At 65.7% G+C, this 16270-nt stretch carries 17 protein-coding genes; 5 read left to right on the top strand and 12 right to left on the bottom strand.

Annotated features, from left to right (window positions below; genetic code table 11):
- Positions 1 to 567: 567 nt before the first annotated feature.
- The 5 genes from ISN75_RS09790 to ISN75_RS09770 form a co-directional block, all read right to left on the bottom strand.
- Positions 568 to 1539, bottom strand: a complete 972-nt coding sequence (locus ISN75_RS09790) for a FecR family protein (protein ID WP_168647525.1) — start codon at positions 1537 to 1539, stop codon at positions 568 to 570.
- 5 nt (positions 1540 to 1544) lie between these two features.
- Positions 1545 to 2087: an RNA polymerase sigma factor gene (locus ISN75_RS09785; protein ID WP_168647526.1), complete on the bottom strand. Its 543-nt coding sequence runs from the start codon at positions 2085 to 2087 to the stop codon at positions 1545 to 1547.
- 7 nt (positions 2088 to 2094) lie between these two features.
- The gene (locus tag ISN75_RS09780) at positions 2095 to 2784 is read right to left on the bottom strand and encodes an STN domain-containing protein (protein WP_168647527.1); all 690 of its coding nucleotides are present in this window, start codon (positions 2782 to 2784) and stop codon (positions 2095 to 2097) included.
- A gap of 146 nt (positions 2785 to 2930) precedes the next feature.
- Positions 2931 to 4103 (bottom strand): class C beta-lactamase, encoded by a 1173-nt coding sequence (gene ampC, locus ISN75_RS09775; RefSeq protein WP_343821264.1) that lies wholly within the window; start codon positions 4101 to 4103, stop codon positions 2931 to 2933.
- A gap of 119 nt (positions 4104 to 4222) precedes the next feature.
- Positions 4223 to 4993 (bottom strand): SDR family NAD(P)-dependent oxidoreductase, encoded by a 771-nt coding sequence (locus ISN75_RS09770; RefSeq protein WP_343821266.1) that lies wholly within the window; start codon positions 4991 to 4993, stop codon positions 4223 to 4225.
- A gap of 162 nt (positions 4994 to 5155) precedes the next feature.
- On the opposite strand from ISN75_RS09770, the gene ISN75_RS09765 reads away from it, so the two are divergent.
- The 3 genes from ISN75_RS09765 (at position 5156) to ISN75_RS09755 (ending at position 7174) form a co-directional block, all read left to right on the top strand.
- Positions 5156 to 6049, top strand: a complete 894-nt coding sequence (locus tag ISN75_RS09765; protein ID WP_343821268.1) for an AraC family transcriptional regulator — start codon at positions 5156 to 5158, stop codon at positions 6047 to 6049.
- A 105-nt stretch (positions 6050 to 6154) separates the two neighbouring features.
- Positions 6155 to 6352 (top strand): hypothetical protein, encoded by a 198-nt coding sequence (locus ISN75_RS09760; RefSeq protein WP_167257453.1) that lies wholly within the window; start codon positions 6155 to 6157, stop codon positions 6350 to 6352.
- A gap of 153 nt (positions 6353 to 6505) precedes the next feature.
- Positions 6506 to 7174, top strand: coding sequence for a DoxX family protein (locus tag ISN75_RS09755; RefSeq protein ID WP_343821270.1), 669 nt, complete (start codon positions 6506 to 6508; stop codon positions 7172 to 7174).
- On the opposite strand, the gene ISN75_RS09750 is transcribed toward ISN75_RS09755, so the two are convergent.
- Positions 7146 to 8333, bottom strand: coding sequence for an acyltransferase (locus ISN75_RS09750; RefSeq protein WP_343821271.1), 1188 nt, complete (start codon positions 8331 to 8333; stop codon positions 7146 to 7148). The genes ISN75_RS09755 and ISN75_RS09750 overlap by 29 nt on opposite strands.
- Before the next feature lie 121 nt (positions 8334 to 8454).
- Positions 8455 to 8691, bottom strand: a complete 237-nt coding sequence (locus tag ISN75_RS09745) for a hypothetical protein (protein WP_343821273.1) — start codon at positions 8689 to 8691, stop codon at positions 8455 to 8457.
- A gap of 97 nt (positions 8692 to 8788) precedes the next feature.
- Between ISN75_RS09745 and gnd the strand changes: the two genes are divergently transcribed.
- Entirely contained in the window at positions 8789 to 9694 is a 906-nt protein-coding gene (gene gnd / locus ISN75_RS09740; protein ID WP_343821275.1) for a phosphogluconate dehydrogenase (NAD(+)-dependent, decarboxylating), read from the top strand.
- A 3-nt stretch (positions 9695 to 9697) separates the two neighbouring features.
- Here gnd and tkt read toward each other — a convergent pair whose 3' ends face one another.
- A complete protein-coding gene (gene tkt / locus ISN75_RS09735) occupies positions 9698 to 11746 on the bottom strand; it encodes a transketolase (protein WP_343821277.1) in 2049 nt (682 codons plus the stop codon).
- 36 nt (positions 11747 to 11782) lie between these two features.
- Positions 11783 to 12865: a transaldolase gene (gene tal, locus ISN75_RS09730; RefSeq protein ID WP_343821279.1), complete on the bottom strand. Its 1083-nt coding sequence runs from the start codon at positions 12863 to 12865 to the stop codon at positions 11783 to 11785.
- A 383-nt stretch (positions 12866 to 13248) separates the two neighbouring features.
- Between tal and ISN75_RS09725 the strand changes: the two genes are divergently transcribed.
- Positions 13249 to 14076: an alpha/beta hydrolase gene (locus tag ISN75_RS09725; protein ID WP_343821281.1), complete on the top strand. Its 828-nt coding sequence runs from the start codon at positions 13249 to 13251 to the stop codon at positions 14074 to 14076.
- A gap of 84 nt (positions 14077 to 14160) precedes the next feature.
- On the opposite strand, the gene ISN75_RS09720 is transcribed toward ISN75_RS09725, so the two are convergent.
- The 3 genes from ISN75_RS09720 to ISN75_RS09710 are packed head-to-tail and all read right to left on the bottom strand — an operon-like array spanning position 14161 to position 16223.
- Complete coding sequence (locus tag ISN75_RS09720) at positions 14161 to 14493, bottom strand: hypothetical protein (protein ID WP_343821282.1); 333 nt, start codon at positions 14491 to 14493, stop codon at positions 14161 to 14163.
- 21 nt (positions 14494 to 14514) lie between these two features.
- Entirely contained in the window at positions 14515 to 14799 is a 285-nt protein-coding gene (locus ISN75_RS09715; protein WP_343821284.1) for a hypothetical protein, read from the bottom strand.
- Positions 14800 to 14858: 59 nt separating this feature from the next.
- A complete protein-coding gene (locus tag ISN75_RS09710) occupies positions 14859 to 16223 on the bottom strand; it encodes an amino acid permease (protein ID WP_167257463.1) in 1365 nt (454 codons plus the stop codon).
- Positions 16224 to 16270: the final 47 nt, after the last annotated feature.

Below are 16270 nucleotides of genomic sequence, written 5' to 3'. Positions count from 1 at the left end.
CGTCACGAAAAATTCATGACGGAGGATGTTTCGGCTTGTTTGCGGCCAGCAATGACATGGGAATGTCATATGGATGGACATGCTGGACGTGGAATTCACGCGGCAAAGAAGAGCAAGCGGGAGCTTTTGCACATGAGGCAAGACCCCACGCGACGCTCCGCCCGACCCCTCACCCTGCCCTCTCCCCGGAGGGGAGAGGGGTGATGTCGTGAGGTAGGCAGGGGCAAAGAGCAGAAGCTGGCCGCAGTTCTTGAACGTCCTCTCGGCAACGGCACGTTGAAGCACGCGTTACGTAAACGCACTGCCGTTTCGTGTAGACCCAGGTTAATCAAGTTACCGCAGCCGCCCACTGCTCCTTCTAGTCGCGTCGCGAGCCGTTGCTCTTAGGCTATTTCTCTTTGGTTACTTTCTCTTTGAGCCAGCAAAGAGAAAGTGACTCGGGCGCCGGCAGGCGTCCGAAATGCCCGCTGCATAAGCGGCCAGTTCGCGTCACCGCGAAAATCAAACGATACCGTTACTGGATCCCGGCCCACGCCGGGATGCCGAACCTAAGAGCGCAAGCGCCCATCAACTCAGGAGAACGATGCCCCCCGGCAACTCCGTCACTCGAGCGCCGAAGGCCTCCCGAATCAACGTCGCAACATCCGCCAGCTGATTAAGCGAAAACCGCGCATGCACCATCCGCGCCCCCAACACATCGTTGGTCAACACCAACCTCCCCGGCCGATAGCGATTAATCTCCGCCACCACATACGACAACGGCCGGTTATCAAACACCAACACCCGCCGCCGCCAAGCCATCGCCTGCTCAAGATCCGCCGACGCCGGCGGCGTCAGTTCACGCTCACCGTAACTGGCCCGCTGCGCAGCACCGAGCGCCTCACTCTGCCCACGGTAGTCAACGCGCACCGAGCCATCCAGTGCGGTGACCTCCACGTCGCCCCCAAGGCAACGCACATTGCACTGCGACCCCGGCTTGGCCAGCAGGCCACCCTTCGCCGCCCACACCGTAAAATTCCCGGCGCCCTCAGCCAGCTGCAGCTGAATCTCTCCATCCAGCAATTCGATGCCGGCCAACTGGTCATCCACCTTGCGCAGATTGAACGCAGTCTGCGTATTCATCTCCACCGTGACCCCAGGCGCAACCTGCACCGAACGCTGTTCACCGGTCGCAGTGCGGAAATCCGCCGCCATATCGGAGATACCGGGCCACAGCCGGAACGGCGGCTGCGCCAGCAGCAACGCCGCAGCGGAAGCCGCCACCGCCCCGCCCAGAAAAGCGCGCCGCGTCATGCGCCGCGGCGCCACCGCAGGCGCCCGCTCGCGCTGAGCCACATGGGCCGACGCGGCACCCAGCCGCTCCCACATCAACCGCGTCTCGGCGAACGCACGCGCATGCGCCACGCTCTGCGCCACCCAGTGGCGAAAACCCTGGGCATCCGCAGCCGTGGCGCGGCCGGATTTGAGCAGCAGCAGCCAGTCGCGCGCCTCGCGGTGCAGCGGCGAATCGTGGCTCAGGCTGGCGGAATTCGGTTCCATACCCTTCAAGACGCTTTTCCGGCCCCGGGACCGAACCGTTGCACCACGCGGCGATCCAGGCGCTCGCCGCAATGCTCCAGGGCCCTCTTCAGTTCCTTGCCCACCATGCGCACCGAAATGCGGAAACGGTCGGCGATTTCCTGCTGCGGCAGGTCGTCCACCCGGGCGGCGATCAGAATCTCGCGCTGGCGCAGGGTGAGCTCGCCCATGGCATGCTCCAGCGCGGCGATCTCGATGCGGGCATGGGCGATGCGCGCCGGGTCCAGCGCCTCGTCGGCGATGTGCAGCAGGTCTTCGACCTCTTCGCCGGTGAGGTAGCGCGATTCGGCCTGGCGCTGGTCGGCCGCCACGTTGAGCGCCATGCGGAACAGATAGCCGGCCGGGTTGTGCGAGACCGGCGAGCTGTCGCCCAGGCGCTCCACGCGCAGATAGGTTTCCTGCAATACGTCGTTGACCAGTTCGTCCGAGCCCAACCGCCGGCGCAACCGCTTGCGCAGCTCCGGTTGCCATTCCAGGAACAGGCCCATCAGCGACAGCGAGGTCGACATCGCCAACTCAGCAGTGCGCCGGACGCGAGGCGCCGGCGGGCAGCAGCAACAATGTGAGCGGCTGGGCCAGGCCAGGCGGCGGCGGATCGACATGCAAACCGCCAAGGATCGACTCCACTGCCTTGTCGCGCTCTTCGCGCCCCGTGCTGCCGAGCAGGCGCAGGCGATACAACTGGCCGGAGCCGTCGACCCAGACCTGCAGGGCGAGGCGATATTCGCCCGGGCGCGTGAGCGACGTGCGGCAGAGCGCGGCTTCCACCGCGGTCTGCAAGGCGGCGCCGTAGCTGGCGACGACGGTGTCGGCGGTTTCCGCGGGTGCAGCGGACGGCGCCATGTTGGCGATGCCTATGTCGGTGTCCACCGCGGGCATCAAGGTAAAAGCCTTGTCCGAGGTGTAGCGCTCGCGCAGCCCCGTGCCCGCCAGCAGCCGACGCAACGCGTCCTCCGGCGTGAATTCCCCGCGCACGCCGGGGGACACACGCCCCACCAGCAGGCGCTCGTCAACCAGCAAGGCCTGTCCCGTCACGTCGCTGAATGCCCTCACCGCGCTACTCAAAGGCTGCGGACCGATGTCGAAAGACCAGCGCCCGCGCGCATCGTCGGCCGGCCCCACGTCCGCCACCTGCTGCTCCACGGCATGGCCCGCCCCCCCACAAAACCCACACGCTGCCAACAGCACCCACCAGGCGTACTTCATAGACCGTCTCCGGATCGCCGGTCGGCCCGACCTCGCGCCGGGTGAGGCTTTATACATCGGCTACACGTTTTGGGAGGCTAGCAGTGGGTTGTGTCAGTTCTGTAACTGTGGCGTAAGGCAAGGCCCGGTTCACCGTTGTGCTTCGATCAGTGCGTGGCTCCGCCCAACCCATCCGGATCCATCATCTTCAACACCTCATACGCAAACTCCACCCTCGCCTCAGTCGGATGGCTGCGATTGGTGAGGATCACCAGCCCCAGCTTCTTCGCCGGCACGAAGGCGATGTAGGCGCCGAAGCCGTTGGTGGCGCCGGTCTTGTTCACCAGCACGGCGTCAGTGGGCGGATGCGGGGGCTTGATCGCGGTCACGGGCTGGTCTTCGCGGATCATCCGGCTGCTATTGCCGCGCAGCAGGTCGTCGCGGGTGACGGGATAGGGGTACTGCTCCCAGGCCAGGTCCTGGATCATGGGGCCGCTCCGGTAGTAGGCGATGCGGGTGTCTGCGATGGCGCGGCGGATGAGCGCATCGACCGGCGTTTCGCCAAGCTGCACGTGGACGTAATGCAGCAGGTCTTTCGCGCTGGAGATCACGCCGTATGCTTCGTCGCCAAGCACACCGGGGTTGACGTGCACGGGGCTGTCGTCGCCGTTGTAGCCCTGCGCGTAATCGGCCTTTTTGTCAGCCGGTATGCGGATAAAGGTATCGGCCAGACCCAGCTTGGGCAGCAGCGTGTGCTCGACCGCGTCGGCATAGTGCTGGCCCATCCGGCCGGCGGTGATCAGGCCGAGCATGCCGATGCTCGGATTGGAATAGCTGCGCCTGGTGCCTTCCGGGTAGCGCGGTTGCCACGCTTTCAGCCAATCGATGAGTTGCCGATGATTGCCCACTTCGTCAGGCACCTGCAGCGGAAAACCTCCGGCAGTGTGCGTACCCAGGTCGAACAGCGCGACCTTGCCGAACGGCTTGCCTTTAAATTCCGGCAGGTAATCCTCGACTTGATTATCGAGCGACAGCTTGCCTTCGGCCTGCGCATAAGTGGCCAGCGTCGCGATAAAGGTCTTGCTGATCGAACCCAGCTCGAACAGCGTGTCGCTGCTCACCTTCCGCTTGCTCTGCTTCGATGCCACGCCGAAGTTGTAGTAGCACTCCTTGCCGTCCACGGTGATGGCGATGGCCATGCCGGGGATGTGGTTGTCGCGCATGAAAGTATCGGCGATGCGGCGCAGTTCGCTGTCGAAGTCCGGTTGGGTGGCGGCGTGGACGGAACCTGCGGCCAGCAGCAGGCCGGCGGTGCAGAAGCTGGCGAAAAAAGACGGCAAGGTAATGGCTCCGATCCGATAGCGGTGCGGGATAGTAAAAGCCTCGCTGCACCGCCATCGGGCGAAATCCTGGCAATCGGCGGGCAAGCGCCTCGCCGATGCCAACCGGGGAGGCTGCCTCAGATCAGCATGCCGCCGGATACCTCGATGCGCTGCGCATTGACCCAGCGATTGTCCTCCATCAGCAGCGAGGCGATCATCGGGCCGATATCGTCCGGCAGGCCGGGGCGTCCAAGCGCGGTAGATTCCGCCACGCGACGGTTGATCTCGGGATTGTCGCGCACCATGCCGCCGCTGAAATCGGTTTCCACCGCGCCGGGCGCCACCGTGTTGACGGCAATGCCGCGCGGGCCCAGCTCCGTGGCCAGATAGCGCGTCAGCACTTCGACCGCGCCCTTCATCGAGGCATACGGCGCGCTGCCGGGGAACGAAAAGCGGGTCAGGCCGCTGGAGATGTTGACGATACGGCCGCCGTCGTTGATCAGCGGCAGCAGTTTCTGGGTGAGGAAGAACACGCCCTTGAAGTGCACGCGGTACAGGCTGTCCATGTCTTCTTCCGTGGTCTCAGCGATCGGCGCGTGGTGCGAGGTGCCGGCGTTGTTGACCAGGTAGTCGAAGCGCTCCGCACCCAGCGCGGCCAGCGCCTTGCGCACCTCGCCGACGAAGCCGTCGAACTGCGCGGTATCGCCGGTGTCGAGCTGCAAGGCGATGGCTTTGCGTCCGGCTTCGGCGGCGAGCCGGGTTACCTCGGCGGCCTCCGCCTGGTTGGCGCGGTAGGTAAAGACGCTGTCCACGCCGCGGCGCGCGAGGTGCAGCACGGTGTTGCGACCGAGGCCACGGCTTCCGCCGGTGACGATGGCGATCTTGTTTCCGGTGACGCTGGTATTCATGGCAGACCTGCGGGGAGGAGGAAAACGGCGGCAAGCTTAGGCGCCGCCAGCGCCGCATCGAATGCCGGAACCGGCCGTGTTCTTGCCCGATCCTGCTCAGGCCCCGTTGCCGGGGGCGCGAATGGCGCTAGCATCCATTGCATGCATACCGGGGATTGCGCCATGGCTGACACGCTGGTCGATATCGTCAAGCGCCATACCGGCGGGCGTGGCGGCGAAGGCTTCCACGAAACGCCGATCAAAGGCGTTTCGTTCATCCGCGCCGATCGACGGCAGCAGCACCCCACGCACCTGGTATCGCAGCGGGTGCTGTGCGTGGTGGTGCAAGGCGCCAAGTGCAGCATCTTCGGTGGCCGGCGCTACGACTACAGCGCCGGACAGGCGCTGGTGGTCAGCGTGCACATGCCGGGCCTCAGCCGCGTCACGCGCGCCAGTCCGGCGGAGCCTTATCTGTGCGTGGTGATCGAGTTCGATCCCGCCGCGATGCGCGAGATGCTGGAGAGCATGCCGGCGCCGCCACCGCTGTCGGGCAGCGCGCAGCGTGGCATCTTCGTTGCCGACTTCACCGGCCCCACTACCGAATGCGTGCTGCGCCTGGCGCGCCTGCTCGACACGCCGGACGCGATTGCGGTGCTGGCGCCGATGATCAAGCGCGAACTCTGCTACTGGCTGCTGGCCGGGCCGCATGGAGGGGAGATTGCCGATGTGGTGCTCGGCTCCGGACATACCCAGCGCATGATGAAAGCCCTGCACCGCCTGCGCGACCAGTTCCGCAAACCGGTGCGCATCGACGAGCTGGCTGCGATTGCCCGCCTCAGCCCATCGGCCTTCCATCGCCAGTTCAAGGCGCTTACGGCGATGACGCCGCTGCAGTACCAGAAGCAGCTGCGCCTGCTGGAAGCGCGCGATCTGATGATGGCGGGCGCAGCGAACGCGGAATCGGCGGCCTACCGCGTGGGCTACGAAAGCCCTTCGCAGTTCAGCCGCGAATACGCCCGGATGTTCGGCGCGCCGCCGCGGCGGGATGTGGTGGCTTTGAGCACGGCGGTAGCTTGAGGCGCGGCACCGGCCTCTCGTGAAAAACGAGTGAAATGACCTCCCGCATTCGCTTCTCGGGGGCAGTAGGTGTACGGTGAATCTTTCCCGCCCGCGGAGACTGCGATGAACCAGCCCCCGAAAGACATCTCGCTAGCCGAAATCCACTCTGCCTACGCGAGCAAGCCGGTGGACAAGAAAAAAGCCCCGGTGGGCGAGAAAGTGAAGAGCTATACCAAGTCCAACCACTACGACCGCGACCCGAACCATACCGGCGAAGCGCCGTCCAAGCCGGACGTCAAGCGTCCGGGCACCCGGAAGTAACCCTGCCACTCCGGGACACCCGGTTTCCGGGTTCTCTCTTCCGCGCATAGGGCCGCCCCGCCCCAGGCCGCGTCCCACGGGACTTCCGGCACGGGCGGGCCGGCGGTGAAGCCTGGGTAGACTCGCCCACCTTCCCAACGCAACCCGCAGCCCATGTCGGATACCTCGGTCTTTCTGGCGCATGCGGGGATCGCGGCGCTGCTCGCCCTGGGCATTCTTCTCCTACCCATCCGTACGCAAGGGCGGCGGACGCTGTCGGCCATCGTGGTGGGCGCGTGCCTGCTTCTGGGCCTGGCATGGCTGGCCGGCGTGGCGCTGTTGCCGGTGGTGCCGGATGCGGTGAAGAACCTCCTGCGCCAACTGACGAGCGGCACCGTGTCACTCGGCCCGTGGCTGGTGGGCATGGCGGCGGTGGCGACGGTCGATGCGGCCAGGCAGCGGTCCTACGGCACGCAGGCTGCCGCCAGGCTGGCCGCGGCGCTATCGGTTTACGTCGCGCTCAACTTCATCGGCTTCGAGATCGGCAAGGCCCTGCCCGATGCACAGATGCGGCAGTTCTTCCAGGCTTCCGGTTATCCGGTGTGGTCGATGTACGTGGTGATGGCGGTCGAAAGCCTGTGCGCCTTTGCACTGCTGCTGCGCCCCCTGCGCCCGGTGGCGGCAGCGGTGCTCGTGCTGATGATGCTCGGCGCCATCGCCACGCATGTGCGCAACGGCGATCCATTCGGCGATGCGCTCGATGCCCTGCGCATGCTGCTGGCCGCGGCCTGCGTGCTGCTGCTGGCGCAGCGGCTCAAAGCACGCGGGCGATTCCGGGGATAAGCCGCAGGATCGCCGTGGTCAGCCAGCTGAGCAGCACGGCTCCCACGAAGACGATCAGCGCCTTTTCGAACGCCGGCAGCGGCCAGTCGAGCAGCGTCCACTGCAGCCAGGTCACGAACACGTAGTGCACCAGATAGATGCCATAGGCATTGCGCGACAAGCTGTTGCCGATCCGGCCGCCGCGCTTGAAAAAACGCAGGAACAGCGCGAGGAAGGCGATGCACGACACCGCGCAGGAGGCGACGAAGGCGAGGTTCTCCGCAATGCGCCAGATATCCGTTGACGCTCCCGCGCCCTGCGCCTTGGCCAGGCCCATCTGAATGGCCACCAGCAGCACGTACACCACCGGCGCCGAAACCAGCCAATCCCGCCATTGCCGCGCCAGCGGGCCATCCGGCGCGAGCAGCCCTTGCTCGAACGTCATGGCACCCATGCCGATGCCCACTACGAAGTACAGCGCATAGATTGGCGCGCGGCTGATCTGCACGAAGAACGGGCCGAAACTGAGCCAGGCCTGCGGATCCACCGTATGCGTCGCTGGCAGATAGACCAGCGCCGAAAGGCCCGCCAACACACCGAACAGCACGATCGGCTTCTGCCCTGTCAGCCGGCGCCCGAGCGCCGCGCCGGCTTTCGGCGCAAGCGCATACACGCCCGCAGCAAGCACACCGAACACCAGCAAGACCCAGAGAAACCAGGCCGGCCCCGCCGGCCACACGCTCAAGCGCATCCAGTCCTGCAGAAACGCCAGCACCCCCAGGCCGCCACCGCCGCCACCGCTTATCCGCCAGGCCGGGTAATACGCCAGCGGCGCGAGCACGGCGGCGGCATACATGAAGGGCACCGCAAGGCGCAGCAGCCGCTCGCCGATGAAATCCACGGTGCCGCGGCGCGCCAGCGCAGGCCACACGAACAGGCCGGAGACCAGGAACATCAGCGCCATGAAGAACACGTCGTTGAAGCCGACCACCCACTCCGCGCCGGGCAGGCGCACGCTGTCCACCACCGGGAAGGCCGTCCAAAGCAAGGCCGGCGCGTTGAACGGAGCCGCCGGCGGCGCATAGGGGTGATAGGCGAGCAGGCTGTGATGCAGCAGCACCAGGAGCGTGACGAAGGAACGCAGTCGATCCAGGGCTACGTTGCGCGGCGTGGCGGTCATGGGGCTCGCGGTGGAAAGAGGAGGATAGCGGTGAGACGGCAGATTATCGTGCCGCGAGGCCGCCTTCCATCAACCGCCCTTCTCCATCGAGACGAGAGAAGCCGGAAAAGTACGCGAGCGCCTAAGCCGGCGGACTCCACTTCTGCGCAACCAGCCATTCGCTGCGCAGTACCGCGGCATAGATTTCCCCCGCCTTCGCCTTGCCGCCCGTCGCCTCCATGATCGCGTGCGTGCGCGCGGCCTGTGCCGTGAGACCAGGCTTGCGCCTCGCTTTGCCCAGCAGCTGCCACTGCCCCGCAGCGGTCTGCTTCAGCACGACGAAACCAGGTGACACAGGTTGTTGCGAACGTTCGGCCATGGGAGCGTCCTCGGTTTTCGCGGCGAATACATGTCGCCGGCTGCTCCGATGGTTCATCATGCCGCTCTGCCATGACAACCCACGCGAGGAACCCACCATGAAACTCGGCATGATCGGCCTGGGCAGGATGGGCGCCAATATGGCGCAGCGGCTGATGCGCGGCGGCCACGCCATCGTCGGCTTCGATCCGCAACCGGCTGCGCGCAAGGCGCTCGAAGACAAGGGCGCCGCCTCGGCGGAATCGCTGGCCGCACTGGTCGCCGCCCTGCCCGCGCCGCGCGCGCTGTGGCTGATGGTGCCGGCGGGCGATCCCACGGATGCCAGTCTCGATACGCTGCTGCCGCTGCTCGCCGCGGGCGACACCGTGATCGACGGCGGCAACTCCTATTACAAGGACACCCAGCGCCGCGCGAAGCGCTTCGCCGAGCACGGCATCGCCTATGTCGACAGCGGCACCAGCGGCGGCATCTGGGGCCTGGACGAGGGCTACAGCCTGATGATCGGCGGCGACGAAGCGGCGGTCGAGCGCTTGCGTCCTGTTTTCGAGACGCTTGCGCCGGCGCCCGATCGTGGCTGGGCGCGCGTCGGGCCGGTCGGTGCCGGCCACTACACCAAGATGGTCCACAACGGCATCGAGTACGGCCTGATGCAGGCGTATGCCGAAGGCTTCTCGATCCTCAAGCACAAGGCCGAATTCGCGCTCGACCTGCACCGGATCGCCGAGATCTGGCGCCACGGCAGCGTGGTGCGTTCCTGGCTGCTCGACCTCACCGCCGACGCGCTGGGCAAGAACCCGGAGATGGCCGGCATCGCGCCGTACGTGCCGGATTCCGGCGAAGGCCGCTGGACGGTGGACGAGGCGATCGAGCTCAATGTGCCCGTGCCGGTGATCGCGCAGTCGCTGATCGAACGCCTGCGTTCGCGCGACAAGGAATCTTTCGCCGACAAGCTGCTGGCCTCGATGCGCAACGAGTTCGGTGGGCACGCCATCACCAAGGAATAAGCACTACCTGGCGAGCAGGGCCTTGGCGCGGGCGTAGACCCCGTCCGCGGTAAAGCCGAATTTCTCCAGCAGCACTTCGGCCGGCGCCGACGCGCCGAAGTGCTCGATGCCCAGCATGTCGCCGCGCGGGCCGATATAGCGTTCCCAGCCCTGGGACACGCCAAGCTCAACGGCCAGCCGGGCGCCGACCGAAGGCGGCAGCACCTCGTCGCGTTGCTCCTGGCTCAATGCGTCGAACAGTTTCCAGCACGGCATCGACACGCAACGCACCGCCACGCCATCGCTTTGCAGGCGTTCCGCGGCGGCCACGACCAGGCTCACTTCCGAGCCGCTGGCGATCAGGATCAGCTCGGGCTGGCGGCCCGGCGTATCGAACAGCACGTAGCCGCCGCGGCGCAGGCCGTCGGCCGCCGCGCAGCGCTCGCGATCCAGCGTGGGCACCTTCTGCCGGGTCAGTGCGAGCAGCACCGGGCGATCCTTGGTTTCCATGGCCACGCGCCAGGCCACCGCGGTCTCGTTGGCATCGGCGGGACGGATCAGCAACAGGTTGGGAATCGCGCGCAAGTTCGCCAGCTGCTCCACCGGCTGATGTGTCGGTCCGTCCTCGCCCAACGCCACGCTGTCGTGGGTGAACACGTGGATCACGTGCAGTTTCATCAGCGCCGCCAGCCGTACCGGCGGCCGCATATAGTCGGAGAAGATCAGGAAGGTAGAGCCGAACGGAATCATGCCGCCATGCGCCGCCAGGCCGTTGGCGATGGCGCCCATCGCGTGCTCGCGCACACCGAAGTGGACATTGCGGCCGGCATAGCTCCAGCCGGCGGAATCGGTGCCTTGCAGGTCGGCGCCCTGCGCCGCGCCGGGATGGAAATCGCCCTGCCCCTTCAACGCCGTCATGGTCGACGGATCGAGATCGGCCGAACCGCCGGTGAAACCGGGTACTTTCGACACGAAGGCGTTCATCACCTTGCCGGAAGCATCGCGCGTGGCCATGCCCTTGGCGTCGGCTGGAAAGCTGGGAATGCCGGCATCCCAATCCTTGGGAAGCTCGCGCCGGATCAGCAGCTGCAAGTCCTCGTGGAGGTCTGGAAAGGCCTGCGCATAGGCCGCCATCCGTTCATTCCACGCCGCCTCCCACCGCTCACCGCGCCGCTGCGCCTGGCGGAAATGCGCCAGCGCATCGTTGGGAATCAGGAAGTCCGGCTCCGTCGGCCAACCCAGCTTCTGCTTGGTCTTGCGCACGCTCTCTTCGCCCAGCGGCGAGCCATGCACCTTGAACTTGTCCTGCTCCGGCGAACCATAGCCCAGGTGCGTGCGCACCAGGATCATGGTCGGCCGCGTGGTCTTCGCGCGCGCGGTCTCCAGTGCCGCGTCCAGCGCGATCAGGTCGTTGCCGTCCGCCACCGCGATGGTGTGCCAGCCGTAGGCATCGAAACGGCGCCGCACGTCCTCGCCGAAGGTGATGTCGGTGCCGGCGGAGAGCGTCACCGAATTCTGGTCGTACAGGCAGATCAGCTTGCCCAGCTTGAGGTCTCCCGCCAGCGACGCGGCTTCGGAGGCCACGCCTTCCATCAGGTCGCCGTCACTCACGAGGGCATAGGTGCAGTGGTCGATCACCGTATGCCCGGGACGGTTGTAGCGCGCCGCCAGTTGCGCTTCGGCGATGGCCATGCCCACCGCATTGGCCATGCCCTGCCCCAGCGGGCCGGTGGTGGTTTCCACGCCGGGCGTGTGGCCGCGTTCCGGATGCCCCGGCGTCTTGCTGCCCCATTGGCGGAATTGCTTGATGTCGTCCAGCGAGAGATCGAAGCCGGTGAGGTGCAGCAGGCTGTAAAGCAATGCCGAGCCGTGGCCGGCCGAAAGCACGAAACGGTCGCGGTCGAACCAGTCCGGGTTGGCCGGGTGGTATTTCAGCCAGCGCGTCCACAGCACGTAAGCCATCGGCGCCGCGTCGAGCGGCAGGCCGGGGTGCCCGCTGTTGGCTTTCTGCACCATGTCCACCGACAGGAAGCGGATGGTGTTGATGCATTTCTGGTCGAGATCGTCCGCCATGCGGGTCACCTGATGTCGTGAAGGGGAATGCGCCGCTCAGGCGCCAGCCAGCCGCTCGCTCTTTTCGGCGATGCGCTGCAGCAGTTGCTTCCAGGACTTCACGAACGAAGCCGCACCTTCCTGCTGCAGCTGCTGCGCGAGCGCGTCGATATCCACGCCGGCATCGGCAAAGCGCGCCAGCACCTGCTCCGCATCGCCGCCGTCGGTGCGCATGGCGCTGCCGACCGTGCCGTGGTCCGCGAACGCGAGCAGCGTCTTGTCGGGCATGGTGTCGATGGTGTCCGGCGCAGCCAATGCCTCGACGTACAAGGTGTCGGAGGCCTTCGGGTCCTTGCTGCCGGTGCTGGCCCACAACAAACGCTGCGGACGTGCGCCGGCCTCGGCCAATGCCTGCCAGCGCTTCGACGCCAGCTGTTCCCGGTAGGCCTGGTACACGCGCCCGCCGATCGCGATGCCGAGCCGGTTGCGCAATTCCTCCGGCACCTTGTCCTGCACCGCCACGTCCCAGCGGCTGACGAACAGCGAAGCGACCGAACCCACGCGCGGATCCAGCCCGGCCTCCAGGCGGCGTTCGATGCCGCGCATATAGGCTTGCGCCACCGCCACGTATTGCTCGCGCGAGAACAGCAGGGTCACATTGATCGGCACGCCGGCGTAGATCGATGCTTCGATCGCCGGCACACCCTCCGGCGTGCCGGGAATCTTTACGTAGAGATTCGGGCGTTGCGCCTTGTCGTGGATGTCGCTGGCGGAACGGATGCTGCCGTCGGTGTCGTGCGCCAGCAGCGGCGACACTTCCATCGACACCCAGCCATCGGCCTGCTGGCTCGCCTTGAATGCCGGACGGAACAGGTCGGCGGCACGGCGCAGATCGTCCAGCGCCAGCTCGATGAAAAGATCCTCGCCGGCCAGGCCCGCGCGCGCCTTTGCGCGGATATCGCCGTCGTAGGCGCGGCCTTCGCCGATGGCGGCGTTGAAGATGCTCGGGTTGGAAGTAAGCCCGGTGATCGACAGTTCGTCGATATAGCGGCGCAAGCTGCCATCGTCGAGCATGTCGCGGGTGATGTTGTCCAGCCAGAGGCTCTGGCCGAGCTGGCGCAATTGCTGGATGGGCTTCATGGTTGGCCTCGAAGGGATGCTGGCGGCTTCGACATGGCGGCGTGGTCTGCGCTTGGGCATGCGTTCCGGCCAGGGCAAAGCTGGACTGTGCTGCAGCCGCCGTTAAATCCAGGCATGCAACGCGCCCACGCCATGCATGCGCGCGGGCTCGCGTCCGCTTCGGCGGGGTACGGCGCAGGGTCGCGAAGGCGTACCAGCGGCGATACATGCTTCAGGCCTTGAACGGGTGTGGCAAAAGAAATGCCAACCGCGCCGACAAGGAAACACTGTGTCATCCGCGAAGCGCTGTGACTTTGACGCCGCCGGCGATACGCTGGCTGCCTTTGCGTAGCATGCACGGCAGCTGCGCAGAGACCTCAGCCTTCATCCACGGAGTGCACACCATGACCGACAAGATCGTTACCAAAGACGGAGTCGAGATCTTCTACAAGGACTGGGGCAAGGGGCAGCCCATCGTCTTCAGCCATGGCTGGCCGCTGTCCTCGGACGACTGGGACGCCCAGATGCTGTTCTTCCTGGACCACGGCTACCGCGTGATCGCGCACGATCGTCGCGGCCACGGCCGTTCCACCCAGACCGACACCGGCAACGACATGGAGCATTACGCGGCCGACCTCGCCGCCCTCACCGAGGCGCTGGACCTGCGCGACGCCATCCATATCGGCCACTCCACCGGCGGCGGCGAAGTGGCGGCCTATGTGGCGCGCCACGGCCAGAAGCGCACGGCCAAGATCGTGCTGATCGGCGCGGTGCCGCCGATCATGGTGAAGAGCGCCAACAACCCGGGCGGCACGCCGATCGAAGTGTTCGACGATTTCCGCAAGCAACTGGTGGCCAATCGCGCGCAGTTCTTCCTGGATATCCCCGCCGGCCCGTTCTACGGCTTCAACCGCCCGGGCGCCAAGGTCTCCGACGGCATTGTCCGCAACTGGTGGCGCCAGGGCATGATGGGCGGCACCAAGGCCCATTACGACTGCATCAAGGCCTTCTCGGAAACGGATTTCACCGAGGACCTGAAGAAGATCGAGCAGCCCGCCCTGGTGCTGCACGGCGACGACGACCAGGTGGTGCCGTACCAGGATGCCGGCGTACTGTCGGCGAAGATCCTGAAGAACGCCACCTTGAAGATCTATCCCGGCTTTCCGCACGGGATGGCGACGACGCATGCGGATGTGATCAATAACGACATCCTGGCGTTCATCAAGGGCTGATGCAGTGAAGGCGGCCTCGCGACCAGCGGGGCCGCCGGTGGCGTTGACAGCGCCTTATCGGCACCCGGCTGTCCGCCGCCCTGCTCAGACCAAATAGTAAACCGTGTGCAGTGGCTTGCTGATTTTCCATGGCCACACGACATAACGATCACGGTGCACGGTGACATGAAGGTATCGCGGGACGCCGTAATAGACGTCCACGACAAAAGGCCATCGAATCCTCGATTCGACGTCGGCAGCATTGACCTCGACTACGGTTCCGCTGAAGTCCCTGCCCTTGATGTGCTGTTCCATCACGGCTCGTGCGGTATCGCTCACGCATTTGTCCCGCGCGGCAAAAGCCAGCCCATAGCCCAGTGCGAAGAACAGGACGGCAGATATCAGCGCACCGCCCGCCATTCGCTTGAGTATCTTCATGAGAGCCTCGCTGCCCGACCGTCAGTAAAGCGCAGCCAGCACGATACCCGCCGGCACGACTACCAGTGCTGCCGCCAGCAAGGAACGGCGGCGGGCTCCGGCGAAAGATCGTCCCGATAGCCACAGCGTTCCCATCAGACACGCGATGCCGAGCAGCAAGATGGTCGTCGAAACGTCGTGCTGTCTTTTGATGACGGACTCCGGCACCGTCGGCGCCGGATCACCGAACTGCGACATGACGCCGTACCAGGCCAGCAGCCAGCCAAGCACCACCAGCGCCAAAGCCGTATTGGCGGATCGCCCCATACCCGCTCCCCCCGTGGACAGCCATTCCCATCCGTCGCCCAGGGCCCTTCGGCCGCCTTCTACGCGACCGCTTTACGGCCCAGCCCGAATACGTAGTACAGCACCGTCAACGACACCAGCCACAGCGGCCCGACCACCAGGGCCACGCGCGTGTCGGGAAAATAAGCCATCAAGCCGACCACCAGCAGCAGAAACGCCAGCGCCAGATACGAAGCGTAGGGAAAGAACGGCATGCGGAAGACCAGCTGCTCGCGTGCCGCATCGCTCAGGCTGCGGCGGTACTTCATCTGCGTGATCAGCACGATGCCCCAGGTCCAGATCGCGCCGAAAGTCGCCGCCGAGGTGACCCATACGAACACTTTCGCCGGCACCAGGTAATTGAGCAGCACGCCCAGCAGCAAGGCCACGAGCGAAACCAGGATCGCCCGGTTCGGAATGCCGGTGCCCGATGTCACGGCAAACGTGCGTGGCGCCTGCCCTTGCTGGGCCAGGTTGTAGAGCATGCGGCCGGTGCTGTAGATGCCGCCATTGCAGGACGACAACGCCGCGGTCAACACCACGAAGTTGATGATGCCCGCGGCCGACTTGATGCCCAGCCGCTCGAAGGTCATCACGAACGGGCTGCCCTGCGTGCCCAGCTCGTTCCACGGGTAGATCGACAGGATCACGAACAGCGCGCCGACATAGAAGATCAGGATGCGCCAGAACACCGAATTGATCGCATCGGGAATGGATTTCTTCGGGTTGTCCGCCTCGCCCGCCGTAAGGCCGATCATCTCCACGCCCAGATACGCGAACATCACCATCTGCAAGGCCATCAGCATGCCCTTGGCGCCGTTGGGCATGAAGCCGCCGTGCGTCCACAGGTTGCTGATGCCGGTCGGCACGCCCTGGTTGCCAAGGCCGAACACGATCATGGCGCCGCCGCCGAGAATCATGAGCACGATGGTCACCACCTTGATCATGGCGAACCAGAATTCGAACTCGCCGTACGCCTTCACCGCCGCCAGATTGACCGCGCCCATGGTCACCAGCGCCGCCAGCGCCCAGATCCACTGCGGCACATCCGGGAACCACACGCCCATGTAGACGCCCACCGCGGTGATCTCCGCGATGCAGGTCATCAGCCACATGAACCAGTAATTCCAGCCGGTGAGATAACCCGGCAGCGGCCCGAGATAATCCTGCGCATAACGGCTGAAGGAGCCGGCCACCGGATTCTGCACGGCCATTTCGCCGAGCGCGCGCATGATGATGAAGATCGCCAGGCCGCCGAGCACGTAGGAAAGCAGGATGGCGGGGCCGGCCAGCCGGATCGCATTGGCGGAACCGAGAAACAGGCCCACGCCGATGGCCGAACCCAGCGCCATCAGGCGGATGTGGCGCTCCTGGAGGCCGCGTTGCAACGAGTCGTTGGTGTGCATGAGGAGTCCGTTGGAAGGGCGGTAGGTCTTTGCTGTCTGCTGCCTGC

It is taken from the genome of Dyella marensis (genome assembly GCF_049532885.1).
Classification (GTDB): Bacteria; Pseudomonadota; Gammaproteobacteria; order Xanthomonadales; family Rhodanobacteraceae; genus Dyella_D; species Dyella_D marensis.
Note: the sequence above shows the minus strand (reverse complement) of the source record. Positions and strands in the feature narration are given on the sequence as shown.

Bases quoted from the DNA above. Each gene is read 5' to 3' on its own strand.
- ISN75_RS09755 (WP_343821270.1), top strand. From the start codon at position 6,506: ATGTCGGATACCTCGGTCTTTCTGGCGCATGCGGGGATCGCGGCGCTG.
- ISN75_RS09750 (WP_343821271.1), bottom strand. From the start codon at position 8,333: ATGACCGCCACGCCGCGCAACGTAGCCCTGGATCGACTGCGTTCCTTC.
- ISN75_RS09710 (WP_167257463.1), bottom strand. From the start codon at position 16,223: ATGCACACCAACGACTCGTTGCAACGCGGCCTCCAGGAGCGCCACATC.
- tkt (WP_343821277.1), bottom strand. From the start codon at position 11,746: ATGGCGGACGATCTCGACCAGAAATGCATCAACACCATCCGCTTCCTG.
- ISN75_RS09725 (WP_343821281.1), top strand. From the start codon at position 13,249: ATGACCGACAAGATCGTTACCAAAGACGGAGTCGAGATCTTCTACAAG.
- ISN75_RS09780 (WP_168647527.1), bottom strand. From the start codon at position 2,784: ATGAAGTACGCCTGGTGGGTGCTGTTGGCAGCGTGTGGGTTTTGTGGG.
- ISN75_RS09760 (WP_167257453.1), top strand. From the start codon at position 6,155: ATGAACCAGCCCCCGAAAGACATCTCGCTAGCCGAAATCCACTCTGCC.
- ISN75_RS09790 (WP_168647525.1), bottom strand. From the start codon at position 1,539: ATGGAACCGAATTCCGCCAGCCTGAGCCACGATTCGCCGCTGCACCGC.
- ISN75_RS09715 (WP_343821284.1), bottom strand. From the start codon at position 14,799: ATGGGGCGATCCGCCAATACGGCTTTGGCGCTGGTGGTGCTTGGCTGG.
- ISN75_RS09765 (WP_343821268.1), top strand. From the start codon at position 5,156: ATGGCTGACACGCTGGTCGATATCGTCAAGCGCCATACCGGCGGGCGT.
- ISN75_RS09745 (WP_343821273.1), bottom strand. From the start codon at position 8,691: ATGGCCGAACGTTCGCAACAACCTGTGTCACCTGGTTTCGTCGTGCTG.
- tal (WP_343821279.1), bottom strand. From the start codon at position 12,865: ATGAAGCCCATCCAGCAATTGCGCCAGCTCGGCCAGAGCCTCTGGCTG.
- gnd (WP_343821275.1), top strand. From the start codon at position 8,789: ATGAAACTCGGCATGATCGGCCTGGGCAGGATGGGCGCCAATATGGCG.
- ISN75_RS09720 (WP_343821282.1), bottom strand. From the start codon at position 14,493: ATGAAGATACTCAAGCGAATGGCGGGCGGTGCGCTGATATCTGCCGTC.
- ISN75_RS09770 (WP_343821266.1), bottom strand. From the start codon at position 4,993: ATGAATACCAGCGTCACCGGAAACAAGATCGCCATCGTCACCGGCGGA.
- ISN75_RS09785 (WP_168647526.1), bottom strand. From the start codon at position 2,087: ATGTCGACCTCGCTGTCGCTGATGGGCCTGTTCCTGGAATGGCAACCG.